The 25,263-nt window shown below is 63.9% G+C and carries 24 protein-coding genes; 13 read left to right on the forward strand and 11 right to left on the reverse strand.

Features of this window, described 5'->3' with window-relative positions; translation table 11 throughout:
- Nucleotides 1-97: 97 nt before the first annotated feature.
- The 3 genes from cmk (at nt 98) to LB554_RS10355 (ending at nt 4,652) form a co-directional block, all read left to right on the forward strand.
- Nucleotides 98-748, forward strand: coding sequence for a (d)CMP kinase (gene cmk / locus LB554_RS10345; RefSeq protein WP_140614979.1), 651 nt, complete (start codon nt 98-100; stop codon nt 746-748).
- Nucleotides 749-954: 206 nt separating this feature from the next.
- Nucleotides 955-2,652, forward strand: a complete 1,698-nt coding sequence (gene rpsA, locus LB554_RS10350; protein ID WP_015314259.1) for a 30S ribosomal protein S1 — start codon at nt 955-957, stop codon at nt 2,650-2,652.
- Nucleotides 2,653-2,783: 131 nt separating this feature from the next.
- Nucleotides 2,784-4,652 (forward strand): hypothetical protein, encoded by a 1,869-nt coding sequence (locus LB554_RS10355; RefSeq protein WP_224584374.1) that lies wholly within the window; start codon nt 2,784-2,786, stop codon nt 4,650-4,652.
- Here LB554_RS10355 and LB554_RS10360 read toward each other — a convergent pair.
- The 4 genes from LB554_RS10360 to LB554_RS10375 form a co-directional block, all read right to left on the reverse strand.
- A complete protein-coding gene (locus LB554_RS10360; protein WP_140614983.1) occupies nt 4,637-5,344 on the reverse strand; it encodes an SDR family NAD(P)-dependent oxidoreductase in 708 nt (235 codons plus the stop codon). The two genes, LB554_RS10355 and LB554_RS10360, sit on opposite strands and share 16 nt — an antisense overlap.
- 232 nt (nt 5,345-5,576) lie before the next feature.
- On the reverse strand, nt 5,577-7,157 hold the full coding sequence (locus LB554_RS10365) for a 5-guanidino-2-oxopentanoate decarboxylase (protein ID WP_224584376.1): 1,581 nt from the start codon (nt 7,155-7,157) through the stop codon (nt 5,577-5,579).
- 80 nt (nt 7,158-7,237) lie between these two features.
- Nucleotides 7,238-7,909: a TetR family transcriptional regulator C-terminal domain-containing protein gene (locus LB554_RS10370; protein WP_224584378.1), complete on the reverse strand. Its 672-nt coding sequence runs from the start codon at nt 7,907-7,909 to the stop codon at nt 7,238-7,240.
- Nucleotides 7,879-8,751 (reverse strand): dimethylarginine dimethylaminohydrolase family protein, encoded by an 873-nt coding sequence (locus LB554_RS10375; protein WP_224584380.1) that lies wholly within the window; start codon nt 8,749-8,751, stop codon nt 7,879-7,881. Before LB554_RS10375 ends, LB554_RS10370 begins: the two co-directional genes overlap by 31 nt.
- Before the next feature lie 213 nt (nt 8,752-8,964).
- Here LB554_RS10375 and LB554_RS10380 point away from each other — a divergent pair, with 213 nt between their 5' ends.
- The 5 genes from LB554_RS10380 to LB554_RS10400 all read left to right on the forward strand — a co-directional run bounded on the left by LB554_RS10380 (nt 8,965) and on the right by LB554_RS10400 (nt 13,422).
- The gene (locus tag LB554_RS10380; protein ID WP_318013200.1) at nt 8,965-9,780 is read left to right on the forward strand and encodes an ABC transporter ATP-binding protein; all 816 of its coding nucleotides are present in this window, start codon (nt 8,965-8,967) and stop codon (nt 9,778-9,780) included.
- Nucleotides 9,781-9,835: 55 nt separating this feature from the next.
- Entirely contained in the window at nt 9,836-10,633 is a 798-nt protein-coding gene (locus LB554_RS10385) for a transporter substrate-binding domain-containing protein (RefSeq protein WP_135883722.1), read from the forward strand.
- Nucleotides 10,634-10,838: 205 nt separating this feature from the next.
- Complete coding sequence (locus LB554_RS10390; RefSeq protein ID WP_041163582.1) at nt 10,839-11,504, forward strand: ABC transporter permease; 666 nt, start codon at nt 10,839-10,841, stop codon at nt 11,502-11,504.
- A complete protein-coding gene (locus LB554_RS10395; protein WP_015314268.1) occupies nt 11,504-12,313 on the forward strand; it encodes an ABC transporter permease in 810 nt (269 codons plus the stop codon). Before LB554_RS10390 ends, LB554_RS10395 begins: the two co-directional genes overlap by 1 nt.
- 107 nt (nt 12,314-12,420) lie before the next feature.
- The gene (locus LB554_RS10400; protein ID WP_224584382.1) at nt 12,421-13,422 is read left to right on the forward strand and encodes an Ldh family oxidoreductase; all 1,002 of its coding nucleotides are present in this window, start codon (nt 12,421-12,423) and stop codon (nt 13,420-13,422) included.
- A 25-nt stretch (nt 13,423-13,447) separates the two neighbouring features.
- Here LB554_RS10400 and LB554_RS10405 read toward each other — a convergent pair whose 3' ends face one another.
- Nucleotides 13,448-13,669, reverse strand: coding sequence for a hypothetical protein (locus tag LB554_RS10405; protein ID WP_140821641.1), 222 nt, complete (start codon nt 13,667-13,669; stop codon nt 13,448-13,450).
- Between LB554_RS10405 and LB554_RS10410 the strand changes: the two genes are divergently transcribed.
- Nucleotides 13,668-13,949, forward strand: a complete 282-nt coding sequence (locus LB554_RS10410) for a hypothetical protein (RefSeq protein ID WP_015314270.1) — start codon at nt 13,668-13,670, stop codon at nt 13,947-13,949. The genes LB554_RS10405 and LB554_RS10410 overlap by 2 nt on opposite strands.
- Before the next feature lie 268 nt (nt 13,950-14,217).
- Nucleotides 14,218-15,195, forward strand: a complete 978-nt coding sequence (locus LB554_RS10415; RefSeq protein ID WP_224584383.1) for a complex I NDUFA9 subunit family protein — start codon at nt 14,218-14,220, stop codon at nt 15,193-15,195.
- A 13-nt stretch (nt 15,196-15,208) separates the two neighbouring features.
- Here the strand turns inward: LB554_RS10415 and LB554_RS10420 are convergent, their stop codons facing one another.
- Complete coding sequence (locus LB554_RS10420; RefSeq protein WP_140660055.1) at nt 15,209-16,582, reverse strand: cytochrome P450; 1,374 nt, start codon at nt 16,580-16,582, stop codon at nt 15,209-15,211.
- Nucleotides 16,583-16,793: 211 nt separating this feature from the next.
- On the opposite strand from LB554_RS10420, the gene LB554_RS10425 reads away from it, so the two are divergent.
- The 3 genes from LB554_RS10425 to LB554_RS10435 all read left to right on the forward strand — a co-directional run bounded on the left by LB554_RS10425 (nt 16,794) and on the right by LB554_RS10435 (nt 21,465).
- On the forward strand, nt 16,794-17,363 hold the full coding sequence (locus LB554_RS10425) for an NADPH-dependent FMN reductase (RefSeq protein WP_224584386.1): 570 nt from the start codon (nt 16,794-16,796) through the stop codon (nt 17,361-17,363).
- A 496-nt stretch (nt 17,364-17,859) separates the two neighbouring features.
- Complete coding sequence (gene gyrB / locus LB554_RS10430; RefSeq protein WP_015314274.1) at nt 17,860-20,331, forward strand: DNA topoisomerase (ATP-hydrolyzing) subunit B; 2,472 nt, start codon at nt 17,860-17,862, stop codon at nt 20,329-20,331.
- Nucleotides 20,332-20,547: 216 nt separating this feature from the next.
- Nucleotides 20,548-21,465, forward strand: a complete 918-nt coding sequence (locus tag LB554_RS10435; protein WP_015314275.1) for a membrane protein — start codon at nt 20,548-20,550, stop codon at nt 21,463-21,465.
- A 74-nt stretch (nt 21,466-21,539) separates the two neighbouring features.
- Here the strand turns inward: LB554_RS10435 and LB554_RS10440 are convergent, their stop codons facing one another.
- The 5 genes from LB554_RS10440 to LB554_RS10460 form a co-directional block, all read right to left on the reverse strand.
- On the reverse strand, nt 21,540-22,937 hold the full coding sequence (locus LB554_RS10440) for an NAD(P)(+) transhydrogenase (Re/Si-specific) subunit beta (RefSeq protein ID WP_224584388.1): 1,398 nt from the start codon (nt 22,935-22,937) through the stop codon (nt 21,540-21,542).
- A gap of 1 nt (nt 22,938) precedes the next feature.
- Nucleotides 22,939-23,364, reverse strand: a complete 426-nt coding sequence (locus LB554_RS10445) for an NAD(P) transhydrogenase subunit alpha (protein ID WP_015314277.1) — start codon at nt 23,362-23,364, stop codon at nt 22,939-22,941.
- Nucleotides 23,364-24,638 (reverse strand): Re/Si-specific NAD(P)(+) transhydrogenase subunit alpha, encoded by a 1,275-nt coding sequence (locus LB554_RS10450; RefSeq protein WP_140723378.1) that lies wholly within the window; start codon nt 24,636-24,638, stop codon nt 23,364-23,366. Before LB554_RS10450 ends, LB554_RS10445 begins: the two co-directional genes overlap by 1 nt.
- Nucleotides 24,639-24,725: 87 nt before the next feature.
- On the reverse strand, nt 24,726-24,950 hold the full coding sequence (locus LB554_RS10455; protein ID WP_015314279.1) for an aa3-type cytochrome c oxidase subunit IV: 225 nt from the start codon (nt 24,948-24,950) through the stop codon (nt 24,726-24,728).
- Nucleotides 24,951-25,112: 162 nt separating this feature from the next.
- The gene (locus tag LB554_RS10460; protein WP_015314280.1) at nt 25,113-25,262 is read right to left on the reverse strand and encodes a DUF3096 domain-containing protein; all 150 of its coding nucleotides are present in this window, start codon (nt 25,260-25,262) and stop codon (nt 25,113-25,115) included.
- Nucleotide 25,263 lies beyond the last annotated feature (1 nt).

Raw genomic sequence — 25,263 nt, forward strand, 5'->3', positions numbered from 1 at the left:
ATGGATCCCAGGGTCTTCGCTCCGCTTCGCGTTCGCTACGCCCTAGGATGACGAAGTCGCGGGGGCCTATTTCCATGCGTAAGGCGTCTGCCCGCCAATGACCCACCCCTTCACCATCGCCATCGACGGACCGGCCGGCGCGGGCAAAGGCACGCTCGCCCGCCGTCTCGCCGATCACTACCGCCTCAACCTGCTCGACACCGGCCTGACCTATCGCGCCGTCGCCCATGCGCTGCTGCGGCTGGGCCTACCGCTCGACAATGTCTCGGCGGCAGAAACCGCCGCCCGCCAGGTCGACCTGGCAAAGCTCGACCGCGCGGTGCTGTCGGCGCATGCGGTTGGCGAGGCCGCCTCGAAGGTCGCGGTTTTCCCTACCGTGCGGCGCATCCTGGTCGAAAAGCAGCGCGACTTCGCAAGGACGCCGCCGGGCGCGGTGCTGGACGGGCGCGACATCGGCACGGTCGTGTGCCCCGACGCCGACATAAAACTCTATGTGACGGCAAGTGCCGAGGTGCGCGCCAAGCGCCGGCTGGCTGAGATCGAAAGCATCGGCGGCACCGCCGATTTCGCCGAAATCCTTGCCGATATCCAGCGTCGCGACGAGCGCGACATGGGCCGGGCGGACTCGCCGCTGAAGCCGGCGGCCGACGCGCACTTGCTTGATACCAGCGAAATGGCTATAGAAGCCGCGTTTCTCGCGGCCATGTCCGTCATCGACGACGTGCTGGCCAAGAGAAACAAGGCCTGATCCGGGTTTCATGCTGCTTCCGGTTGCCGGAGGCGAAGAAAATACCCATATCGGGCACGAACCAGCCTGCCAGCATTCTTCATGCGCCGGAATTGCCGCTTGAAAAGCGGCCCAGGGCTTTTGCAGCCCGGAACGCCGGCAGGCCAACGCAACGCTAACCCACGGCGCCCGCCCCGCGAAAAATGCGGGGTACTCCAGGAGAAACAATGTCTGCTGCAAATCCCACTCGCGATGATTTCGCGAGCCTGCTCGAAGAATCATTTACCACCGGTCATTCCGGCGAAGGCCAAGTCGTCAAGGGCACGATTCTGGCGATCGAAAAAGACATGGCCATCATCGATGTCGGCCTCAAGGTCGAAGGCCGTGTGCCGCTGAAGGAATTCGGCGTAAAGGGCAAGGACTCGACGCTCAAGGTCGGCGACACCGTCGAAGTCATGGTCGAGCGCATCGAAAATGCGCTGGGCGAGGCCGTGCTGTCGCGCGACAAGGCACGCCGCGAGGAGAGCTGGGTCAAGCTCGAAGAGAAGTTCACCAAGGGTGAGCGCGTCGAAGGCGTCATATTCAACCAGGTCAAGGGCGGCTTCACCGTCGACCTCGACGGCGCCGTGGCCTTCCTGCCGCGCAGCCAGGTCGATATTCGCCCGATCCGCGACGTCTCCCCGTTGATGCACAACCCGCAGCCCTTCGAGATCCTCAAGATGGATCGCCGCCGCGGCAACATCGTCGTGTCGCGCCGTACCGTGCTTGAGGAGAGCCGCGCCGAACAGCGTTCGGAAATCGTGCAGAACCTCGAGGAAGGCCAGGTTGTCGAAGGCGTCGTCAAGAACATCACCGATTACGGTGCGTTCGTCGACCTCGGCGGCATCGACGGCCTGCTGCATGTCACCGACATGGCATGGCGCCGCGTCAACCATCCGACCGAAATCCTCAACATCGGTCAGACGGTCAAGGTGCAGATCATCCGCATCAACCAGGAAACCCACCGCATCTCGCTCGGCATGAAGCAGCTCGAGAGCGATCCGTGGTCCGAGATCGGCACCAAGTTCCCGATCGGCAAGAAGATCAAGGGCACCGTCACCAATATCACCGACTACGGCGCGTTCGTCGAGCTGGAGCCGGGCATCGAGGGCCTTATCCACGTTTCGGAAATGTCGTGGACCAAGAAGAACGTGCATCCCGGCAAGATCCTGTCGACAACGCAGGAAGTCGACGTGGTGGTGCTCGAAGTCGATCCGGCCAAGCGCCGCATCTCGCTCGGCCTCAAGCAGACGCTCGAGAACCCGTGGCAGGCTTTCGCCTCGAGCCATCCGGTCGGCAGCCAGGTCGAGGGCGAGGTCAAGAACAAGACCGAGTTCGGCCTGTTCATCGGCCTCGAAGGCGACGTGGACGGCATGGTGCACCTGTCCGACCTCGACTGGACCCGTCCGGGCGAGCAGGTCATCGAAGAGTACAATCGCGGCGACATGGTCAAGGCGCAGGTGCTCGACGTCGACATCGACAAGGAGCGCATCTCGCTCGGCATCAAGCAGCTGGCCAAGGACACGGTCGGCGAAGCCGCGACGTCAGGCGAACTGCGCAAGAACGCCGTCGTTACCTGCGAAGTCATCGGCGTCAAGGATGGCGGTCTGGAAGTGCGGCTGGTCGACAGCGGCATCGAGACCTTCATCAAGCGCTCCGACCTCAGCCGCGATCGCGACGAGCAGCGCCCCGAGCGCTTCACCGTCGGCCAGAAGGTCGACGCCCGCGTCATCGCCTTCGACAAGAAGACCCGCAAGCTGCAGGTCTCGATCAAGGCGCTGGAAATCGCCGAAGAGAAGGAAGCCGTCGCACAGTACGGCTCGACCGACTCCGGCGCTTCGCTGGGCGACATCCTGGGTGCCGCGCTGAAGAAGCAGGGCAACTAAGGATTCACCGCTTGCCGCACGATTTTCGTGCGGCTTGAACAAAGACCCCGCCGGAGCGATCCGGCGGGGTCTTTCTTTACGGCAAGATAAACTTCCTCGCGTATTTGGCAGTCGTCCCGGGGAAGCCTTCCATGAGCAATGACCACGACAGGGCCGCAGCGCAATCTTCGTGGCTGCCGCGTCTTTATATGAGCGCACCGGCCCTTTTCTGCTTCTGCGGCATGGTGACGGTGATGATCGTCCTCTGGTCCCTGGGCTTCCGGCTCAATGCCGATGCGGACGACCTTCTCAAAATACACGAGATCCGCACCTTGCTTGAGACCGGGAATACCTTCGACCGGACAATGCCCGGCATTGCCCAGCCCGAGCCCTACATCTCGCACTGGCCATGGATCGTGGACCTGCCCTATGCCGCTTTTGCGTGGCTGCTCGCGCCGTTCGCCGGCTTCGAGCCGGCGCTGATGGCAGCAAGCTTTGTCGTGCCGCTGCTCCTGTTTGTACCCGCGCTCTACTTCTACAACCGGCTGATTGTCGCGATGGGCTTTGCCTATCCGGCCATTGCATTGCCGTTGGCCTTGATCTTCGCCGCGCGCACCTTCTTCGAATACGCGCCGGGGCGGATCGACTATCACAATCTGCAGATATTGCTTCTGCTTGCCGCCCTGGTCCTGTTGCTGTCGCGGAATCGCCTTTCGCCCTTCGTCAACGGCTTGCTGACAGCCCTGGCAATCGCGATCAGCGCCGAGTTCGCACCGTTCTTCGCCCTGGTGATGGCCGTCTACGCCTTCGACTGGATCGCCGACCGCGACGAGAGTGCGACAGGGATCACCGGCTTTGGAGTGGCCCTGGCGATCGGCGCGATCGGCCTGTTCGCCGCTACCGTCGCGCCCTCGGCCTATGCCGCGGTCAAATGCGATACCTATTCCGCGCCGCATGTGCTGGCGCTGACCGCCGCCGGGCTCTCATTCGCCGTCGTACCTCGGCTTGTCGGCACGCGTGGCGGCTGGGCAATTCGGGCCTCGCTTCTGCTGGTGTTCGCCGCCATCAGCGTGGTGGCGCTGGTGAAACTGTTTCCGCAATGCCTGGACGGCCCTTACGCCTCGATGGACGCCTATGTCCGCGACAACATGCTCAACAGAATTCTTCAGGAATTGAGCCTGTTTCGGCGCCCCGATTTCGTTCTGTCGTCAGGCTTTCCCAGCATGTTGCTGCTGTTCGTCGGCGCGCTCGCGCCGGTCGTCATCTGCACCGGGTCGCATGGCCGCAGCCGGCCTCTGGTCATACTGGCTCTGTTTTCGCTGCTCGGATTGGTGCTGGCGATCGACTATCTCCGCTACTTCCGCTATCTCCCGATTTTCTCCGGCATCGGCCTGATCTTCGTGCTGGAGAGCCTGCTGCCGCAAGGTTCGGGGCTGCGGCGCTACTTGAAATCTCCCGTGCCGGCGCCATCGCGCAAATACGCATTGATCCTGCCCGGTCTGGTTTTGTCCGGGGCCATGGCGCTGTACCATATGGCGGTCAGACCCTCCCAAGCGGCGATACCCGCCGCCGAATTCGCCGACAGTTGCGACCTCGATCATTTCGGAGCGCAACGGGGTTGGCCGTCGGGCGCCATCGTCTTTTCGCCACCGCTCATCGGATCGCATTTCGTCGCGCTGGCCGACGGCCCCAAGGTGGTGACGATCCCAAACCACCCTTCGGCCAAGGGCATCGAACGGAGCTACCGCTTTCTCGACCCCATGACCGCCGACCCGCGTGCGATTCTCGACGCGTCGAAGGCGACACATGTCGCGATCTGTGCCTGGCGAGGCGCGCCGTCGCCAGGTCTCGAAGCCGCCTACCCTTTCGCGGCGGCCCTGATGGAAGGCAAGCCGCCGGCTTGGTTGAGGGAGTGTCCCACGGACGCTTCATCGCCGCTGCGTATCTACAGCTACCGCAACGCCGATGGATCCGACGCCGGCTGCCCGGCTTCGACGCTCTCCGCTCAGGCCCTGCCGTAGAGCGGCACCAGCGTTCCGCTCATTGCCTGATTGGCCGGCGAGGCGAGATAGGCGATTGCCTCGGCCGCTGCTTCGAGGCTGACCCATTTGGTGAAATCGGCATCCGGCATGTCGGCGCGGTTGGCCGGCGTGTCGAGCGTCGATGGGGCCACCGCGTTGACCAGGATGCCCTGGGCCTTCAATTCTTCCGCCATCGCCACCGTCATGGCCGCGACCGCCGCCTTGCTGGCCGTATAGGCGACCATGCCCGCGCCGCGGCGCGGGTCGAGCCCGGCGCGTGCCGTGACATTGACGATGCGGCCGGCAGTATCCGACGCCAGCATCGACCGGATGGCGGCGCGGCTGCACAGGAAGGCGGTGCGGGCGTTGGTGTCCATCATCTCGGCAAACGACGCCGATTCGATCTTCTCCACCGGCGCCATGGCAAAGCCGCCGGCCAGATGGATCGATCCCCACAACGCAGGGACCTGGCTGTAGAACGCCTCGACCTTGGCGGGGTCCGAGAGATCGACATTGTGCGCCAGTTTGACATTGTCGTGCGTGGTGAAGGGGAAGTGCTGAGGTGCCGCGGCATGCGCGTTCGGCACGTGGCAGATCGCGCCCTGCTCCAGCAGTCTGCCGACCACCGCCCCACCGAGCGCGCCGGTTCCGCCGGTCACAACGATGTGCCTGCCTTCAAGTGTTTCCGTCATCCTGGACCGCTCCTGTCATTTTTATGACTTTTGTCGTTGGTTTGCCGCGCCGACGCGAAGCGTCGCCCCTTTCAGTCGCTCACTCAACCGATATCTCGACATGGCAGCCGTCACGTCTTTGCATGCGTCAGGACATCGTCGAATAACGAAGCCGCCCGGAAGCGGCTCAAGTCTTGCAAAAACCAAGCCGGCGAATGGTTTGCTTCCAGTCGGAAAGGACAGCCCGGATGTTTCAGACGACCGTGACTTCGATGACGCGCGGCAGCCCCGTTGCCCGGGCGTGCTTGAGCGCCTGTGGCAAGGCGTCGATGTCGGCCAGCCTTTCGGCACCAATGCCATAGGCTTCGGCAAGCTTGCAGAAATCCGGCGGCGCCGGCGACACGCCGACAGGTTCCACGCCGACATCGAGCATCGAGGTCTCGATCTCGCGATAGCCTCTGTTGTTCCAGACCACGAAGATGACGGGCGCTTCAGAATCGAGCGCCACCGCTATCTCCGGCAAGGTGAACTGGAAGCCCCCGTCGCCGGTGAGGCAGACAACCGGCGCACCGGGCACGGCAAGTGCCGCACCGATCGCCGCCGGCGGACCGTAGCCAAGCGCACCGAAGCCGGTCGCGGCATTGAACCAGCCGCCGGCCCTGTCGTGGTCGTAATAGAGGTTGGCGGCGTAAATCGGCTGGGTCGAGTCGCCGACGATGATGGCACCGGGCAAAGCGTCACGGATCATTTCCACGGCACGCACCTGCGCCGCATAGGCCGGACTCAACTCGGCAAAAGCGGCCTTTCGCGCCGCCGCGGCGCGGCCATGGCCATCTCCGCCAGCGCTGTGGGCGGGATCGATCGCTGCAAGCAGCGCCTCGATCGCCTCGGCGCAATCGGCCTGGATGGCGACCGTCACCGGACGCCGCGCAAGCTGGTCGGCGCCGATGTCGATGCGGATCAGGTTCGAAGGCAGTATGAAGCCGCCGTCGCCATAGCCGTCATAGTCGGTCGGGCCGAATTCGGTACCGGCGGCGATTACCAGATCGGCCCCGGCTATCAACGCGCGAACCGCCTTGAGGCTTGGGCTCGCCGGCACGCAAAGCGGATGGCCATGCATGAGACCGCGCGCGTTGGTGGTCTCGACAACCGGCGCGTCCAGCCTTTCGGCAAGGCGCCGCAGCGCCGCATCGGCTTTCTTGGCGCCACCGCCTGCAAGGATGAGCGGGCGGCGCGCGGCGGCGATGAGTTCGGCAGCCCTGGCAATGGCGGCACGCTCTGGCGCCGGCGGCGCGGCATTGCTCAAGGCGGCCGACAATCCGTCCGCCGGCTTGACCATGATGTCGGTCGGGATCTCGATATGCACAGGGCCGGGCCGAGATGAGGAAAACTGGGCGAAAGCCCGCGCCAGCGCACCGGGCAATTCGCTGGCCCCGGTCACGCGTAACGACAACAGCGCTACCTTCTCCATCATGCCGCGCTGATCGGGCAATTCATGCAGGAAGCCGAGCCCCTTGCCGAGCGTGTCGGTGGCGTTGACGCCGGAGATCACCAGCATCGGCACAGAATCGGCGCGCGCCTGGCCCATGGCGGTGATGGTGTTGGTCAGCCCCGGCCCGGTGATGACGAAGGCGACGCCCGGCCTGCCGCCGGCGCGCGCATAGCCGTCGGCCATGAAGCCGGCGCCCTGTTCGTGGCGCGGCGTGATGTGGCGAATCTTCGAGCGCGCAAGACCGCGGTAGAGTTCGACCGTGTGGACGCCGGGAATGCCGAACACGGTGTCGACGCCATGCGCCTCGAGCAGCGAAATGAGCGCTTCGCCCACAGTGGTCATTGATTTTCTCCCCTATCTCTTTGTTTCTACGCAATTCCCATGGGGAGAGCGCTGCGCGCTTTTCCCGGGAAAACCGCTTCTCACTTTTCCAGGAATTGCTCCAGCGGCGCGAGGCCGAGCTCGGACTCGACAGCCTTGATGCCAATCGCCGCCAATTCGCCGGGCGAGAACATCTCGCCGGCCAGGCAGCCTTCGATCCAGAGCCCGTCGATGATCGCATTGACCGCGATGGCATGGTGGCGCAACTGGGTCGCGTCCGGCTTATGCTGTTCGGCGGCGAGCACGTCGGCCACGACTGCTTCCACCTCGTCGCGAAAGCCAAGGTAGCCTTCGCGGTGGGCACGGGCCAAGGCAGGATCCGCACTGGCGCGGCCGATGAAGGTTGCCCAGAGCGAAAATACCCGCGCGTCGATGATCGGCGCATTGAGATTGGCGGTGATGAAAGCCGCAAGACGCTGGCGCGGCGAGGCATCATCCATGACCAATGCCGCCTTCGCCTGCTCGGTCATGCGGTCGACCAGCGCCGTGTAGGCTTCCTGCAGCAATTCTTCCTTGCCCGGGAAATAATGCCGGATCAGCCCGGCGGTGACGCCGGCACGCAATGCGATGGTGCGCAGGCTAGCGCCTTGCAGGCCATATTCCGCCACGCTGTTCAGAGTCGCTTCGATCAGGTCCTGCCGCCGCCGCTCCTCGCCCTCGCGACGGAACTTACGGCGCTCATTCATTGGCGCAGGATCGGTCGCGTCAGGCATGTCGGCCCGCCTTCGCAGGCGATGCAGAGCGCGTCCGCCTCGAAGATTTCAACCGTGCATCCGGCGGCTTCCATGGCGGCCTTGGTCCTGGGAAAGCCCGCGACGGCAATGACGTTGAGCGGGCTGGTCGGCAGTACGTTAAGGCTGAGGCCGTTGGAGGCCGCGAACTCCTCGGCGTCGCCTTCGACCAGCCGGACGCCGCGCGCCTTCAGCGTCTGATAGAAAGGGGCCGGTAGAAGCGGTGAATAGACCAGCGCCAGGTCGTCGGCCAACGGGCTGATCACCGACATCAGATGCAGGCACGCCTCTTCGCCCTGCCACAGCGGCAGATCAAAGCCGTAGACGGAAATCCCCAGCGGCGACAGCAGGTTGGAAACCTGCTGGATGCCTTCCTGGTTGGAACGGACACCGCGCCCGATCGCCAGCGTGCGGGCATCCACCCATACACAGTCGCCACCTTCGACCTGGCCAGGAGCCTCGACGCGACCAAGGATCGGAATGCCCAGCCTTCTGTAGGTTTCTTCATGCAGCGAAGGCTCCCTGGCGCGCAGCGGCTTGCCCATGGACAGGATCAGCGCACCGCGGTCGGTCATCAGCGAAGGGTCGTGCGTGAACACCGAATCCGAAAGTCCGTCGGCCTTGTCCTCGATCCATTCGATCTCGGCGCCGGACGCCGCCACCAGTTCAGCCAGGGCTGCGTGCTGCGAGGCAGCTTTCGCCGGGTTGAATCCCGGACCATAGTGCCAGGCAGCTCGGTCGGCGTCGCGCATGGCGTTGGCGGCCGACCGCATCAGCACGCGCCGTAGCGGCGCCGCCATGGACTGAGATCCGAAAGCGCTCATCGATGCCCTTTTTAAGCTGAAAAAAACCGAGAAAATTTCATGAGAGGTTATTTATACACTTGCACAACAAGGCCGCAAGTGCCGTAATGAGCGGGATTGACGGGCTCGCTCTGTTGGGTCCATGCTTGAGGTCTGGAGCGAGGCAGTACAGCGTATGTTGATTAGCCGGATAGACGTTCGACGAACCGCCGGCGGCGATATGGAGGTCATTTGGTGAGCGCTGTGGCAGCTGCCAAAGTCCCATCCGGCGAGGCGCAGGACGGCGCCGCAGAAGCCATCCATGTCGAGAACCTGCACAAGAAATTCGGTCAACTGCATGTGCTGAAGGGCGTATCGCTGTCGGCGCGCGACGGCGAGGTCATCGCCATCATCGGCGGCTCGGGCTCAGGCAAATCGACGCTGCTGCGCTGCATCAACTGCCTGGAAAACCCGACCAGCGGCATCATCCGAGTCAATGGCGAGGAGATCAAGCTCAAGGCGGACAGCCATGGCCATACGATTCCGGCCGACCGCAGGCAGATCGAACGCATCCGCTCCAAGCTCGGCATGGTGTTCCAGAACTTCAACCTGTGGAGCCATATGACGCTGATCGAAAACGTCATCGAGGTTCCCGTTCATGTGCTGGGCGTCAAGCGCGACCAGGCTGTCGCCCAGGCCGAAAAGCTGCTGGCGCGCGTCGGTCTGGCCGAGAAGCGCGACGTCTATCCGGCCTATCTCTCCGGCGGCCAGCAGCAGCGCGCCGCGATCGCTCGCGCCTTGGCCATCAATCCGCGCGTCATGCTGTTCGACGAACCGACTTCGGCGCTCGATCCCGAACTGGTCGGCGAAGTGCTGAAGGTGATTGGCGATCTGGCGCGTGAAGGCCGCACCATGGTGCTGGTTACCCACGAAATGAAATTCGCCCGCGAGGTCGCGACCCACGTCGTCTACCTCTACAACGGGTTGGTCGAGGAGGAAGGCCCGCCGGAGCAGATCTTCGGCGCGCCCAAGTCCGAAAGGCTAAAGCAGTTCATCCGCAACATCGGCTAGGGACAGGCCGGGACGGAAGAAAACCGGGAACCAACAACAAACTGGGAGTTCTGAAATGAAGACTGTTCTGAAGACATTCGCCGCGGCGCTGCTGCTCGGCGTCGCCGCCATGGGCGTGGCCAAGGCCGATCCGGTCAAGATCGGCGTCGCCGCCGAACCCTACGCGCCCTTCACCTCGCCCGATGCTTCGGGCAAATGGGTCGGCTGGGAGATCGACTTCATCGACGCCGTCTGCGCCGAGGAGAAGCTCGACTGCGTCATCACCCCTGTCGCCTGGGACGGCATCATCCCGGCACTGACCACCAAGAAGATCGACCTCATCGTCTCGTCGATGTCGATCACCGACGAACGCAAGAAGACCATCGACTTCTCCGACAAATACTACAACACCCCGACCGCCATCATCGGCCCCAAGGACCAGAAGTTCGGCGCCACGCCCGACGATCTCAAGGGCAAGGTCCTCGGCGTCCAGGTGTCGACGGTGCATGCCGTCTACGCCAAGAAGCATTTCGGACCCACCGCATCCGAGATCAAGGAATATCAGACGCAGGACGAAGCCAACAACGACCTTGCCGCGGGCCGCCTCGACGCGGTGCAGGCCGATTCCATCGCGCTCAAGGAGTTCCTCAAGACCGACCAGGGCAAGGCCTGCTGCGATCTCAAGGGCATGGTGGCCCCTGACGACGAAGTGCTCGGACCGGGCGTCGGCGCCGGCGTGCGCAAGGAAGACACCGATCTGAAAGAGAAGATCAACGCCGGCATCAAGGCGATCCGCGCTAACGGCAAATATGACGAGATCTCGAAGAAATACTTCGATTTCGACATTTACGGCGGTGCCACGCAGTCGAACTGACGACCCTCGCATCGGCTGGAGGACAGGGTGCTGACGCCCTCGTCCTCCAGCCGGCCTGTCCACGCATGCTTGCCGCCGGCTGCTGGTGCCGGCGGACAGAGCCAGCAATCCGGGGGCGAAGCTGATCGAATCCTTTCTTCCGGCCTCCGCGGCCGGCATCGTCGAACTGCTCTCGCCGGCTCCCGTCGGCTGGGGCGGGACGCTCTTGCTCGGGCTCCTGCATTCGCTTGAGATCGCCGTCGGCGCCACCATCGTCGGCCTGCTGATTGGAACCTGCGGTGCCTATGGCAAGCTTTACGGCGGGCCCGTGGTGCGCGACCTGTTCGCGGTCTACACCACCGTGGTGCGCGCCGTGCCGGAACTGGTGCTGATCCTGCTGCTCTACTATGCCGGCACCGACCTGATAAACCAGGTGCTGACGGCGATGGGTTACCAGCGTGTCGACATCAGCGGGCTGGTGGCCGGCATCGCCGTGCTCGGCTTCGTCCAGGGCGCCTATTCGACGGAAGTCATCCGCGGCGCGATCCTCGCCATCCCGCAGGGCCAGATCGAAGCCGCCCGCGCCTTCGGCATGTCTCCCGGCCTTCTGTTGCGGCGCATCACGCTGCCGGCGATGCTGCCTTTCGCCATTCCGGGCCTCGCCAATCTGTGGTTGATCGCCACCAAGGACACCGCGCTGCTGGCCGTCGTCGGCTTCTTCGAACTGACGCTGGCGACACGACAGGCGGCGGGTGTCACCAAGGCATATCTGGTTTTCTTCCTCGCCGCCGGCGTGCTCTATCTCTGCGTGACGCTGGTTTCGAACCTCCTGCTTGGCCGCGCCGAGAAATGGGCGCGGCGCGGAATGCCTTCGATCAAGGAGGCACGCTGATGACCAGCGAAACGGTCATCATCGACACGGCGGCGCGCGCTTCGCTCTGGCTGCAGCCGCATCGCATCGTGCTGATCCTGATCGCGCTGGGACTGGTGGCGTCAGCCGCCTTCTTCATGCGCTGGGACTGGCTGCCGCAATATTGGGAAATGGGCCTGATGGGGATCTGGCGTGCCCTGTGGATCCTGGCCGTCACCTGTACGCTCGGCTTCATGATCGCCGTGCCCGTCGGGCTGGCGCAGGCGGCCGGCTCGATCTGGGTCGCGGCACCTGCGAAAGTCTTCTGCACCATCATCCGCGGCACGCCGCTGCTTCTGCAGCTATGGCTGCTCTATTACGGGCTGGGCTCGCTTTTCCCGCAATATCCATGGATCCGCGAATCCTGGATGTGGCCCTATCTCAGGCAGGCCTGGCCGTACGGCGTGCTGGCGCTGACCTTGTCCTTCGCCGGCTACGAGGGCGAAGTGATGCGCGGCGCCTTTGCCGGCGTGCCCAAGGGGCAGCTGGAAGCCGCCCGCGCCTTCGGCATGAGCCGATGGAAGATCTTCCGCCGCATCTGGCTGCCGCAAGCCTTCTACCGGGCGCTGCCGACGCTGACCGGCGAGACCGTGCTGCAGCTGAAATCGACGCCGCTGGTGGCAACCATCAGCGTGATCGACATCTTCGCCGTCTCGTCCAAGGTGCGGCAGGACACCTATCTCACCTACGAGCCCTTGCTGCTCCTGGCGTTGATCTATATGGCGATCACCGGCATTCTGGTCTTCGCCTTCAGCCGGATCGAGGCAAGAATCCCGGTCAAGATCGGTTAGGTTCAAGTGAGTGGTGGGTAGGGATTGGTAAGTAGGAAGTGGCTGCCGCGCACTCCACAACTCACCACTCACCAACCCCTACTCACTACTCACTAAGGGCAATCGCCATGCAACTCAGTCTCGACCAGGCAAAAGGGCTGTGCCGGATGGCGGCACTTGGCGCCGGCGCCAACGAGGAAGCAGCGCAATCGCTCACCGCCTCGATCATCGCGGCCGAGGCAGAGGGACTTGCAGCCGTCGGGCTCACACATTTCATCGACTATCTCGAAGCGCTCGAGGCCGGGCGCATCGACGGCAATGCCGATCCGGTGATCACCCGGCCGGCGTTGGCCATCTATCTCTCGGACGCGCGCGGCGGGCTGGCGCATACAGGCTTCGACCGCACCATCGACGACCTCGCCAAGGCGGCAAGACTGTTCGGCGTCGCCATCTTCTCGCAGAAGAACGCCTACACCTGCGGAGCGCTCGGCTACTTCACCGGCCGGCTGGCCGCGCAGGGGCTGGTGTCCTTCGCGGCAACCAACGGTCCGGCCGTCCTGGCCGGCTCAGGCTCGGTCAAGCCGGTCTATTGCACCAACCCGATGTCTTTCGCCGCCCCCGCCGCCGACGGCGCGCCGCTGGTCATCGACCAGTCGTCGAGCGCCACCGCCTTCGTCAACATCCGCAAGGCCGCCGAGGAAGGCAAGAAGATCCCCGAAGGCTGGGCGCTGGACGCCAGCGGCAACCCGACCACCGATCCGGCGGCGGCCATGAAGGGCGCCATGCTCGCCTTCGGCGGCCAGCGCGGCGCCAACATCGCGCTGATGGTCGAAGTGCTGGCGGCCGGCCTGTCGGGCGCCAACTGGTCACTCGACGCGCCATGGTTCAGCGGCGGCCCGGACAGCCCCGGGACCGGCCTGTTCGTGCTTGCCGTCGAGCCCAAGCTGCTCGACCCGGGCTTCGAGCAGCGCATGAAAGACCAGCTTGACCGGCTGCGGCGGCGCTTCGGCGTTCACGTGCCAGGCCGCGCCCGCGCCGAAGCGGCCGAAAAGGCGCAGGCGCGCGGCATCACCGCGCCCAAGGCAGTGATCCAGCGCATCTCCGAATTCGCCGAACGCTACTCGGCCTGATTTCTTCTCCTTTCTTTGCAGACGATTACTTGGCCGCCCCCGCCTGACGCGCGGTTGTGCGCGTTTTTTTTCGCGCGCGTCCTGAACCTTTTTGAGCGCCCGGGCGACCAACGTTTGTCCAGGGCAAGGTGAGCTTGCCCGATCCAGACCGGGGAACAGCAAAATCAAAATCGAAAGTCTGCTTCGCGTGAAAGGCATCGCCCTTCGCGTCCCGGAAACCCAACCTCAAATCAAAGGAAATCATCATGACCAACACCAAGACCACCATGCTGACCGCCGTCCTCCTGCTCGGTTCCTTCATGGGCGCCACGCAGGCTGCCAATTTGAAGGCCGCACCGGTCAAGCCGGCCAACCCGGGCGTCATTACCGCGCCGGGTGGCGGCGCCACCGAGGACCACTACTGCAAGAACGGCCATGCGAAATTCGCCAACTGCAGCGCCGATTTCGTCGCCGCCTGCAAGAAGGTTGGTGGCACCATGTCGGATGTTCAGGGCTGGGGTGGGCGTACTTGCTTCACGCCCTCCTGATACCGTCTCAGGTCAGGCCGCTCGTCGGCCCCTGACACCTCATGGATGTCATCCGGGAAACCCCGCTTCGGCGGGGTTTCCTGCTTCTGTCGCTCGCAGGGCCAAGACATGATCGATGCGCTTGTCGCAGGAATACCGGGCCTTGCTTTTTCTTGGAATCGCGCAAAAAACAAGGATGACGCGACGAGGCGTCACCCTTTGCCTTTGGCGCAAAACGGACTATGAAACGGCTCAGCCAAGCCATCTGGAACGCGCGCCGGAGCCCGCCATGACCGAAATCCTGCAGACCCCAAAGCTCGTCGTCGTCTTTGGCGGGTCAGGCTTTGTCGGCCGTCATGTCGTGCGGGCGCTAGCCAAGCGCGGCTATCGCATCAGGGTCGCCTGCCGACGGCCCGACCTTGCCGGCCATTTGCAGCCGCTCGGCAATGTCGGCCAGATCCAGCCGGTGCAGGCCAATGTGCGCGTGCGCTGGTCGGTCGACCGCGCCGTGCAAGGTGCCGACCATGTCGTCAATCTCGTCGCCATCCTGCATGAGAGCGGCCGGCAGAAATTCTCCGCCGTGCACGAATTCGGTGCTCGCGCCATCGCCGAGGCGGCGCGCTCCGTCGGCGCCGGGCTCACCCATATTTCGGCGCTCGGCGCCGATCCGGATTCCGAATCGGATTATGCGCGCACCAAGGCGCTCGGTGAAAAGGCCGTGCTGGACACGATCGCCGATGCCGTGATCTTGCGGCCGTCGATCAATTTCGGGCCGGAGGACAGCTTCTTCAACCGGTTCGCGAATATGGCGCGTTATTCGCCGATGCTGCCGCTGATCGGCGGCGGCCAGACCAAGTTCCAGCCGGTCTATGTCGGTGACGTGGCGGAGGCTGTCGCGCGTTCGGTCGACGGCAAGATCGATGGCGGCCAGGTTTACGAGCTCGGCGGCCCCAACGTGCTCACCTTCAAGGAGTGCATGCAGGAACTGCTCACGGTTATCGAGCGCAAGCGCCTGCTGGTGCCGGTGCCTTGGTGGATGGCAAACATCCAGGCCTCGATCCTCGGCCTGTTGCCCAATCCGCTGCTGACCAAGGACCAGGTGATGCAGTTGCGCGAGCACAACATCGTTTCGGACGAAGCCGCCAAGGCCAACCGGACACTGGCGGGACTCGGCATCCAGCCGCAATCGATCGCGACGATCCTGCCGAGCTACCTCTGGCGCTTCCGCGCCGCCGGCCAGTTCCAGCAGCGTAAGCCCGCGGTATAAGAAGCGTCGGCCCTCAGCGAGGGCGAGGCGTGACCCGCATCGGCAGACCGCCTTGCGGCTGCGTGGTCAATTTCTGCACCGGCCAGGGTTTTGTTTCAGCGGTCGCGTCGAAGCGGAAGCGTGACAAGAGGATGGCGAGCGCGATGATCGCCTCCTGCATGGCGAAGCTGGCGCCGATGCAGACGCGCGGGCCGGCGCCGAAGGGCAGATATTGGAAGCGGTCGATCTTTTCACGGTTTCCCGGATGGAAGCGTTCGGGCAGGAAGGCGTCTGGCCGGTCCCACAGCTTCCTGTGGCGGTGAACGACCCATGGCATCACCAGCACGGCGGCGTGCTTGGGGATATAAAGATCCTTCCACATTTCCGGAACGATCGGCTCGCGATTGATCGATGGCGCCGGCGGGTAGAGCCGAAGCGCCTCGTCGAAAGCGGCGCGTGTCAGCGGCATGGCGTCGAGCCACTTCGCCGGATCGGGCTCGCGCGCCAGCACCCGGTCGATCTCCTGTTCGACCCGGTCGCGCTCCCAGGGCGATTCGGCCAGGCAATAGAGCGTCCAGCCGAGCGCGCGCGCCGTGGTCTCGTGGCCGGCGCCGATGAAGGTGATGATGTTGTCCTCGACTTCCGGGCGCGTCAGTCCGTCGGGGCCTTCGGCCTTGAGCAGCAGCGTCAGGAAATCCTGCGGCACGGCATCGGGGTCGCGCCTGAACTTCTCTTCGCGCATCTTGACCGTGTCGGTCACGATCTTGCGGAAATAGGCCATGGTCTTGCGGCCGCGGATACGGGTCAGCCGCGGCAGCCAGTCGGGCGCGCGCAGCAGGTCGAGCGGATCCACGCGGCCCATGGTTTCGAACAGGCGGTCGATCTCGTTGGCGAAACTGCCGGGCTCGCCCGCGATCTCGCCGGAAAACAGCGTCTCGGCCAGGATGTCATAGGTGAGCAGCGTCATGTCATGGGCGATATCGGACGTGCCGCCGGCCTCGTAACGGGTGACGAACTCCAGCGTCCGTTTCAGCATCGGCTGGGCGAAGCCGAAAATGTGGCGTGGCGTGAACACCGGCGCCATTGCCTTGCGCGACCGCTTCCACACCTCGCCCTCGGCCGTCAGCAGGCCGTCGCGCAGGATCGGCCTCAGTATCTTCTGGCGCACCGTCGCCATCTTGTAGTTCTTGGCGTTGTCGACCAGCACATGGCGGATCAGGCCCGGATCATTGGCGATGACCAGCGGCCCACCAGCGCCCTTGGCAGAAATCCAGGGTTCGTTGTAGGTCGGCTCGCCCCAGAGTTCGAGCGGGTTGCGATAGACGATGCGGATCATTTCCAGCGTCGAAGGCGGCGACGTGCGCGGCTTCGGGGCGGGAGGAACGAATGGGGCGGGCTGCGTGTCCATGAAGTGCTCCGCTGTCCCCATCAATGTAGTGGCTGCCACCACCGGCGTCCATGTCACCGAACGGCAACCGGACCGATGACGGCGGGAACGCCAGGGCGGACGGTCTGTTCATCCGATCGTGACCGTTCCTTCAGGGATCCAACCTTGCCTGCTGGAACGCTCTGCCGTAGTGGCAGTCACCAACAGATACTGCCTGACAAAGGAGCCTGCCTTGAAGCACCAGTTGAACATCATCATCGGCAGCACGCGGCCCGGCCGCGCTGGCCCGGTTTTCGCCGAATGGCTGGAGACGTTCGTACGCGAACACGGAAAATTCGAGCCAGTGCTGACCGACATAGCCGCGTTCAACCTGCCGGTCCTGGATGAACCGCATCATCCAAGGCTCGGCAATTATCAGAACGACCACACCAAGGCCTGGTCGAAGGCGATGGATGCCGCTGACGCCTTCGTGTTCGTAGCGCCGGAATACAATTACTTCGCCGCACCCGCGATCATCAACGCGATCGACTATCTCGCCCGCGAATGGAAATACAAGCCCGCTGCGATCTTCAGCTATGGCGGTGTCTCCGGCGGCCTGCGCGCGGCGCAGGCGCTGAAGCCGCTGCTGACCTCGGTCGGGATCATGCCTATCCCGGAAGGTGTCGCGCTGGCGCTGTACCAGAAACTGCTCGACGAGAACGGCGCCTTCGATGCCAGCGAGCAAGTGCGGAGCGGGACCAAGACCATGCTGGACGAACTGTTGCGCTGGAGCGAGGCGTTGAAACCGATGCGCGCCGCCTGAGAGAGCCGCCTCAGCGCGGCTTGCTTGCGCCATAAAGAGGTGGAATGGTCGGCAAACGACTGAGCCGGGGGCGGTTCGACTGCGTTTGCTGTTTGCCATGCTGCTGATGCTTGCGACCACCGCTATCGCGGCGGCCGAGCGGCACGTGGCCATTGGTCATGGCCAATGACGACTACCGGCTGGTCCGGCCGCTTGCCAACCCCGCCCAAGGCGGCGAAGCGATGGAAGCGGCGCTGAGGAAACTTGGTTTCGCTGGAGCTCGACCAGACGGGCCGGCTGGCGCCCAGGGACAAATCCACGGTCAAATATTTGCGCGGCCTCCTGGCTAAATTCAACGCCCGAAAAAAATAGCCGGCTGCCGGCTCGGCATTCGCGCCGGAAATGCCTGCAAACCTTGGAAAAACCGCCTTTAGCGCCTATATCTACCCCATATCAGAAGCGCGATTCGGGGCCGATTTTTCGCGCTGTAAAAGCGGCATCTAGACAACAGGTTTTCATGAGCGACCAGACCGAGAACACAAACGGCGCTGAAGCCGAATACGGCGCCGATTCCATCAAGGTTTTGAAGGGGTTGGACGCCGTCCGCAAGCGGCCGGGCATGTATATCGGCGATACCGATGACGGCTCGGGCCTGCATCACATGGTCTACGAAGTGGTCGACAACGCCATCGACGAGGCGCTGGCCGGCCATGCCGACCTGGTTTCGGTGACGCTCAATCCCGACGGTTCGGTGACGGTTATCGACAATGGCCGTGGCATTCCAACCGACATTCACCCCAGCGAAGGCATTTCGGCGGCCGAAGTGATCATGACGCAGCTGCATGCCGGCGGAAAGTTCGACCAGAACTCCTACAAGGTGTCTGGCGGTCTGCATGGCGTCGGCGTCTCGGTGGTCAACGCGCTGTCGGCCTGGCTGAAGCTCAAGATCCGCCGCAACGGCCAGGTCTTCGAGATGAGCTTTACCCACGGCAATGCCGATGCGCCGCTGAAGGCGATCGGCAGCTACGAGCAGGACAAGCGCCCAGGCACCAATGAGGGCCGCAGCGGCACCGAGGTCACCTTCTTTCCGTCGTCCGAGACCTTTACCATGGTCGAATTCGATTTCGGCACGCTGGAGCACCGGCTGCGCGAACTCGCCTTCCTGAACTCCGGCGTGCGCATCGTTCTGACAGACGCCCGTCATGCCGACGTCGTGAAGCATGAACTGCACTATGATGGCGGCCTGGAAGAGTTCGTCAAATATCTCGACCGGGTCAAGAAACCGCTGATCGGGAAACCCATCTCCATCAGGGCCGAGCGTGACGGCATCACCGTGGAAGTGGCGATGTGGTGGAACGACAGTTACCACGAGAATGTGCTGGCCTTCACCAACAACATCCCGCAGCGCGATGGCGGCACCCATCTGGCCGGTTTTCGCGGCGCACTGACCCGCCAGATCACCGGCTATGGCGAATCTTCGGGGCTGACCAAGAAGGAAAAGGTCTCGCTGATCGGCGACGATTGCCGCGAGGGCCTGACGGCGGTGCTGTCGGTTAAGGTTCCCGATCCGAAATTCTCGTCGCAGACCAAGGACAAGCTGGTCTCGTCGGAGGTTCGTCCCGTGGTCGAGGGACTGGTCAACGAAGCGCTCGGCACGTGGCTCGAAGAGCATCCGACCGAGGGCAAGGTGGTCGTCGACAAGGTGATCCAGGCCGCGGCGGCGCGTGAAGCGGCGCGCAAGGCTCGTGACATCACCCGCAAGACCTCGCTCGGCGTCACCTCGCTGCCCGGCAAGCTGGCCGATTGCCAGGAACGCGATCCGGCGAAGTCCGAAATCTTCATCGTCGAGGGTGACTCGGCCGGCGGCTCCGCGAAGGGCGGCCGTTCGCGCCAAAACCAGGCAATCCTTCCCCTGCGCGGCAAGATCCTCAATGTCGAGCGGGCCCGCTTCGACCGCATGCTCTCGTCCGACATGATCGGCACGCTGATCACCGCGCTCGGCACCTCGATCGGCAAGGACGAATTCAACGCCGACAAGCTGCGCTACCACAAGATCATCCTGATGACCGACGCGGACGTCGACGGCGCCCATATTAGGACCTTGCTGCTCACTTTCTTCTTCCGGCAGATGCCGGAGCTGATCGAGCGCGGCCACCTCTACATCGCCCAGCCGCCGCTCTACAAGGTGACGCGCGGCAAGAGCTCGCAATACATCAAGAATGAGAGCGCCTTCGAAGAATTCCTGATCGATTCGGGGTTGGAGGAAGCGTCCCTTACGCTCGGCTCAGGGGAAGTGCGGACCGGACAGGATCTGCACGGCGCCGTCGCCGATGCGCTTGCCGTGCGCCAGCTCATCAACGGCTTGCACACGCGCTATAACCGCGACGTCGTCGAGCAGGCTGCGATTGCCGGCGGGCTCAATCCCGAAATCTTCGCCGATCTTGGCCGCGCCAACGCGATGGCGGAGCGGATCGCGCAACGCCTCGACATCATCGCCGAGGACACCGAGCGCGGCTGGACCGGCCGCATGTCGACCTCGAACGAGGGCATCGGCGGCTATGTCTTCGAACGCACCGTGCGCAGCGTCAAGGAATATGCCCATCTCGACATGGCGTTGATCAATTCCGCCGACGCACGCCAGCTCGATCGCTACGCGCAGCGCCTCAGCGAAGTCTACGGGACGCCGCCGGTGCTGCGCCGCAAGGAGGTGTCCGAGACAGTCTCGGGACCGCTGGCGCTGCTCAACGCGGTCTTTGCGACTGGCCGCAAGGGGCTGACCATGCAGCGCTACAAGGGTCTCGGCGAAATGAATGCCGAGCAGCTCTGGGAAACCACGCTCGACCCGAACGTGCGTTCGCTGCTGCAGGTCAAGGTCAACGATGCGACCGATGCCGACAGCCTGTTCTCGCGGCTGATGGGTGACGAGGTGGAGCCGCGGCGCGAGTTCATCCAGGACAACGCACTGTCGGTCGCCAACCTGGATATTTGAGGTTTCGCAAAGCCTTTTTGACAGATTGGCATAGCTCGTGCCCGCGCCAATAATGAGGATGCGCCGGAACAGAAGGCCTTCGAAGACATTGTGACAGTGTCCATCACAATTTCTTTCAGGAGGCTTTTCATGGGACGCGGCATTCTACTCTGGTTGCTCGGCATTCCGATTCCGATCATCATCCTCATCATGCTGTTCGTACGGTAGGGGGCGTCGATGCAGTCCACCCTATCGGCTGTCGACGTATCCGCTTCCACGGAATCGTCCTCCACCGCCGTCAGCTGGGGACCGATCATCGCCGGCGCTTTCGCGGCCTCGACGTTGACCTTCATCCTCATGTTGCTCGGCTCAGGCCTTGGGCTCAGCATGGTTTCACCATGGTCGGGCTCTGGCGCGTCGATCACCACCTTCGCGGTTTCCACCGCCGTCTGGCTGGTGATCGTACAGTGGCTGTCCGCCGGTGTAGGCGGCTACCTTGCGGGCCGGTTGCGGACCAAATGGGTCGGCATCCACACCGACGAAGTGTATTTCCGTGACACCGCGCACGGCTTTCTCGCCTGGGCGCTGGCCACCTTGCTGGTCGCCGGCGTGCTTGGCTCGGCACTTTCCGCCGCGATTGGTTCAGGTGTACAGGCCGCGTCCACCGTGGCCTCGGGAGCCGCCATGGGTGCGTCGGCCGGGGCCTCGGCGAATGCCAGCGGTGCATCGACCGACAATGCGACCTCCTATCTGGTGGATTCCCTGTTCCGCCCGGCCGATCCGGCCAAGCTGGCCACCGCCAATCCTGCCGACGAAGCCGCCGCGGCCGGGCAGGCCTCGCGGATCCTGATCGCCGGCGCCGTCGCCGGCGAGGTTTCGGCGGAAGACAAGACCTATCTTGCGCAATTGGTCGCCGCGCGCACCGGCCTTTCCGAGGCTGATGCCAAGACGCGTGTCGACACGGTGCTGGCGAAGGCGCAGGACGCAAAGGTCAAAGCGAAGCAGGCGGCCGACACCGCAAGGAAAGCAAGCGCCACCTTTGCGCTTCTCGGCGCCTTGTCGCTGGTCATCGGCGCCTTCATCGCCAGTGCGGCCGCAGCGCTCGGCGGCAGGCAGCGCGATGAAGAGGAAGCGGTGTTCCTGACCAACGGCTGAAGGCAGCATCACGCCAAAATTACAGAGCCCGGCATCGACCGGGCTCTTTCTATTCGACCCTCAAGACCGACCGGTCAGTGATCCATGGCCTTGACGATTTCCTCGGTCATCTTCTTGGCGTCGCCGAGCAGCATCATGGTGCCGTCCTTGTAGAACAGCGTGTTGTCGATGCCGGCATAGCCGGACCCGAGCGAGCGCTTGACGAACAGGCAGGTGCGGGCCCTGTCGACGTCGAGGATCGGCATGCCGTAGATGGGCGACGACTTGTCGTCGCGCGCGGACGGGTTGGTGACGTCGTTGGCGCCGATGACGTAGGCGACGTCGGCCTGGGCAAACTCCGAGTTGATGTCCTCGAGCTCGAACACTTCGTCGTACGGCACGTTGGCTTCGGCGAGCAGCACATTCATGTGGCCGGGCATGCGGCCCGCGACGGGGTGGATGGCATATTTGACGTCGACGCCGTTGGCCTTGAGCTTGTCGGCCATTTCACGCAGCGCATGCTGCGCCTGGGCGACCGCCATGCCGTAACCCGGCACGATGATGACCTTCTGCGCGTTCATCATGAGGTAGGCGGCATCGTCGGCCGAACCCTGCTTGACGGTGCGCTCGATGCCGTCATCGGCCGCAGCGGCGGTCTCGCCGCCGAAGCCGCCGAGGATGACCGAGATGAAGCTTCGGTTCATGCCCTTGCACATGATGTAGGACAGGATCGCGCCCGACGAGCCGACCAGCGCGCCGGTGATGATCAGCGCCAGATTGCCGAGCGTGAAGCCAAGGGCGGCGGCCGCCCAGCCGGAATAGGAATTCAGCATCGATACGACCACCGGCATGTCGGCGCCACCGATCGGGATGATCAGGAGCACGCCGAGCACTAGCGAGGCGGCAACGATCAGCCAGAACACCAGTTTCGATTCCGTGGTGACCAGCAGCACGATCAGCACGATCAGGGCCACGCCAAGGGCAGCGTTGATGACGTGACGGCCGCCGATCATGATCGGCTTGCCCGACATGCGGCCGTCGAGCTTCAGGAAGGCAATGACTGAGCCGGTGAAGGTGATGGCGCCGATGGCGACGCCAAGGCTCATCTCGACCAGCGCCTGGGCATGGATGTCGCCATCCGTGCCGATGCCGAAGCTTTCCGGCGCATAGATGGCCGCGGCCGCCACCATGACGGCGGCAAGGCCGACGAGCGAGTGGAAGGCGGCGACCAGTTGCGGCATCGAGGTCATGGCGATGCGGCGCGCGGTGACGGCGCCGACGCCACCGCCAATGGCGAGGCCAAGCACGATCAGGCCGAAGCGACCGGCGGACGGGGTTGCCAGCGCCAGCGTGGTGGCAATGGCGATGCCCATGCCGATCATGCCGTAGAGATTGCCCTGCCGGCTGGTGGTCGGATGCGAGAGGCCGCGCAACGCCATGATGAACAGGACGCCGGATACCAGATAGAGGAAGGAGGCGAGATTGACGGTCACGTCACTTGTCCTTCTTCTTGTACATGGCCAGCATGCGCTGGGTGACGAGAAAGCCGCCGAAGATGTTGACCGAGACCAGCATCAGCGCGACGAAACCGAAGCCGGCGGCGACGCCGGAGGCCGCGATGCCGACGGCGAGCAGCGCACCGACGACAATGACCGACGAGATGGCGTTGGTGACGGCCATCAGCGGCGTGTGCAGTGCCGGGGTCACCGACCAGACGACGTAATAGCCGACGAAGATCGCCAGGATGAAGATGGCGAAACGGAAGACGAAGGGATCGATGGCCCCGCCCGAGAGCGCATGCGCGGCATCACCGGCCGCCTCTGCACCGCCTGGGGCATTGGCCAGGTTCTGCACCGCGAGCCGAACGGCAGCGCTTGCCTGGTCGAGCTGATCCAAGGCTTTCTGCAAGGTCTGGTCCATCACGCGGTCCCTTTCGGCTTCGGCGAGGGTGACTTGGATGCGGCGGTCTTCCCGGGCGCGGCCTTCCTGGGCGCGGCCGTGGCATCGGCGACCATGGTCGTGGCCGGGATCGCGGCCGGCTCGACATAAGGCTGCTGGTCGGCCTTGGCGAAGGCCGGATGAACGACCTTGCCGCCGTCGGTCAGCATGGTTGCCTTGACCAGATCGTCGTCGCGATTAATGGCAAGCGTCTTGGTCGTCTTGTCGACGAGCGTCTCGACGAAGGCGAACAGGTTCCTAGCATAAAGCAGCGAGGCGGATGCCGCGATGCGACCTGGCACGTTGAGATGACCGACGATCTTCACATTGTTGACCGTGGTGACGATCTTGCCGGCCTCGGCGCCCTCGACATTGCCGCCACGCTCGACGGCGAGGTCGATGATCACCGAGCCCGGCTTCATCGAGGCGACCATCGCCGCCGACACCAGCTTCGGCGCCGGCCGGCCGGGGATCAGCGCCGTCGTGATGACGATGTCCTGCTTGGCGATGTGTTCGGCGGTCAGCGCCGCCTGCTTGGCCTGGTACTCCTTCGACATTTCCTTGGCGTAGCCGCCGGCCGTCTCGGCGGCCTTGAACTCCTCGTCCTCGACTGCGAGGAACTTCGCGCCGAGCGAGGCGACTTGTTCCTTGGCGGCGGGCCGAACGTCGGTGGCGGTGACGACGGCGCCGAGACGGCGCGCGGTGGCGATCGCCTGCAGGCCGGCAACGCCGACGCCCATGATGAAGACCTTGGCCGCCGGCACCGTGCCAGCCGCCGTCATCATCATCGGCAGCGCCCGGTCGTATTCGGCGGCTCCGTCGATCACCGCCTGGTAGCCGGCAAGATTGGCCTGGCTGGACAGGACGTCCATCGATTGCGCGCGGGTGATGCGCGGCATGAACTCCATCGAGAAGGCGGTGACGCCGGCTTTGGCCAAGGCCGCGACAGCCGCATCGTTGCCGTAGGGATCCATGATGGCGATCACCGCGGCGCCGGATTTGTAACTCTTCAGCTCGGCATCCGTTGGCCGGCGAACCTTCAGCACGACATCGGCATTGGCGACATCCGAGGCCTTGCCGATGACAGCACCCGTCTTGGCAAACTCTTCGTCGGGGATACGCGAGCGGGTGCCGGCTCCGGCTTCGACGATCACGTCGAAACCCAGGGCCGTCAGCCGCTTCACCGTATCGGGCGAAGCCGCGACACGCGGCTCGTTCGCGTCGAGCTCACGAGGGATGAAAACCGTCTGTCCCACCGCATGATCCTTTCGGCCGGAACCTGTCTGCGCGAAGTGTCGACCGGGATATCCGGCGACGTCAACCGCAAGAGCGTTTTGGAAGGTCTATCGCAGAATGAAGGCGCCGACTGCCAGAATAAGCACGAACAGGATCAGCGCAGAGAAGAAGCCGCCCGCGAAGAAGCCGAAAGCCATCGCCAGGAGAAGCGCGCCGCAGAAGAGCGAGCCATATTTGGCCAGCGCCAGGAAGCCCGCATAGGTGCGGTCATGCTCGGCATAGTCCATCTTCGCGCCCAGTTCTACAGGACCGCTCGGCGTGTGCTCAGCCATAGGAATACCCCTTCGAAGACATCTTTCAGGCACATACCGAAAAGCTGGGCGCAGGGCAATGGCGCTATTGCCGCATCGCAGCCGACAACTCCCTCAAGGGAAAATTGAAACTGGCGGCCGATGCCCGCGGGGATGGCTTTTGCGCGAGCCCTGCCCAGCGTCTCAGCCAGCAAGGTGAGGAAAAAGCCCGAGCAGCCCAACGACAATCAGATAGAGCGCGACGATGTAGTTCAGGAGCCGCGGCATGATCAGGATCAGCACGCCGGCGATCAGCGAGATAAGCGGTGTGAGCGCGAGCGAGTGGATGGTCATG

It is taken from the genome of Mesorhizobium sp. CO1-1-11 (genome assembly GCF_020164995.1).
Taxonomy (GTDB): domain Bacteria; phylum Pseudomonadota; class Alphaproteobacteria; order Rhizobiales; family Rhizobiaceae; genus Mesorhizobium; species Mesorhizobium australicum.

What these genes read in the sequence shown, in the direction of transcription:
- cmk (WP_140614979.1), top strand. Translation starts at nt 98, where the DNA reads ATGACCCACCCCTTCACCATCGCCATCGACGGACCGGCCGGCGCGGGC.
- rpsA (WP_015314259.1), top strand. Translation starts at nt 955, where the DNA reads ATGTCTGCTGCAAATCCCACTCGCGATGATTTCGCGAGCCTGCTCGAA.
- LB554_RS10355 (WP_224584374.1), top strand. Translation starts at nt 2,784, where the DNA reads ATGAGCAATGACCACGACAGGGCCGCAGCGCAATCTTCGTGGCTGCCG.
- LB554_RS10360 (WP_140614983.1), bottom strand. Translation starts at nt 5,344, where the DNA reads ATGACGGAAACACTTGAAGGCAGGCACATCGTTGTGACCGGCGGAACC.
- LB554_RS10365 (WP_224584376.1), bottom strand. Translation starts at nt 7,157, where the DNA reads ATGACCACTGTGGGCGAAGCGCTCATTTCGCTGCTCGAGGCGCATGGC.
- LB554_RS10370 (WP_224584378.1), bottom strand. Translation starts at nt 7,909, where the DNA reads ATGCCTGACGCGACCGATCCTGCGCCAATGAATGAGCGCCGTAAGTTC.
- LB554_RS10375 (WP_224584380.1), bottom strand. Translation starts at nt 8,751, where the DNA reads ATGAGCGCTTTCGGATCTCAGTCCATGGCGGCGCCGCTACGGCGCGTG.
- LB554_RS10385 (WP_135883722.1), top strand. Translation starts at nt 9,836, where the DNA reads ATGAAGACTGTTCTGAAGACATTCGCCGCGGCGCTGCTGCTCGGCGTC.
- LB554_RS10395 (WP_015314268.1), top strand. Translation starts at nt 11,504, where the DNA reads ATGACCAGCGAAACGGTCATCATCGACACGGCGGCGCGCGCTTCGCTC.
- LB554_RS10400 (WP_224584382.1), top strand. Translation starts at nt 12,421, where the DNA reads ATGCAACTCAGTCTCGACCAGGCAAAAGGGCTGTGCCGGATGGCGGCA.
- LB554_RS10410 (WP_015314270.1), top strand. Translation starts at nt 13,668, where the DNA reads ATGACCAACACCAAGACCACCATGCTGACCGCCGTCCTCCTGCTCGGT.
- LB554_RS10405 (WP_140821641.1), bottom strand. Translation starts at nt 13,669, where the DNA reads ATGATGATTTCCTTTGATTTGAGGTTGGGTTTCCGGGACGCGAAGGGC.
- LB554_RS10415 (WP_224584383.1), top strand. Translation starts at nt 14,218, where the DNA reads ATGACCGAAATCCTGCAGACCCCAAAGCTCGTCGTCGTCTTTGGCGGG.
- LB554_RS10420 (WP_140660055.1), bottom strand. Translation starts at nt 16,582, where the DNA reads ATGGACACGCAGCCCGCCCCATTCGTTCCTCCCGCCCCGAAGCCGCGC.
- gyrB (WP_015314274.1), top strand. Translation starts at nt 17,860, where the DNA reads ATGAGCGACCAGACCGAGAACACAAACGGCGCTGAAGCCGAATACGGC.
- LB554_RS10435 (WP_015314275.1), top strand. Translation starts at nt 20,548, where the DNA reads ATGCAGTCCACCCTATCGGCTGTCGACGTATCCGCTTCCACGGAATCG.
- LB554_RS10445 (WP_015314277.1), bottom strand. Translation starts at nt 23,364, where the DNA reads ATGGACCAGACCTTGCAGAAAGCCTTGGATCAGCTCGACCAGGCAAGC.
- LB554_RS10455 (WP_015314279.1), bottom strand. Translation starts at nt 24,950, where the DNA reads ATGGCTGAGCACACGCCGAGCGGTCCTGTAGAACTGGGCGCGAAGATG.
- LB554_RS10460 (WP_015314280.1), bottom strand. Translation starts at nt 25,262, where the DNA reads ATGACCATCCACTCGCTCGCGCTCACACCGCTTATCTCGCTGATCGCC.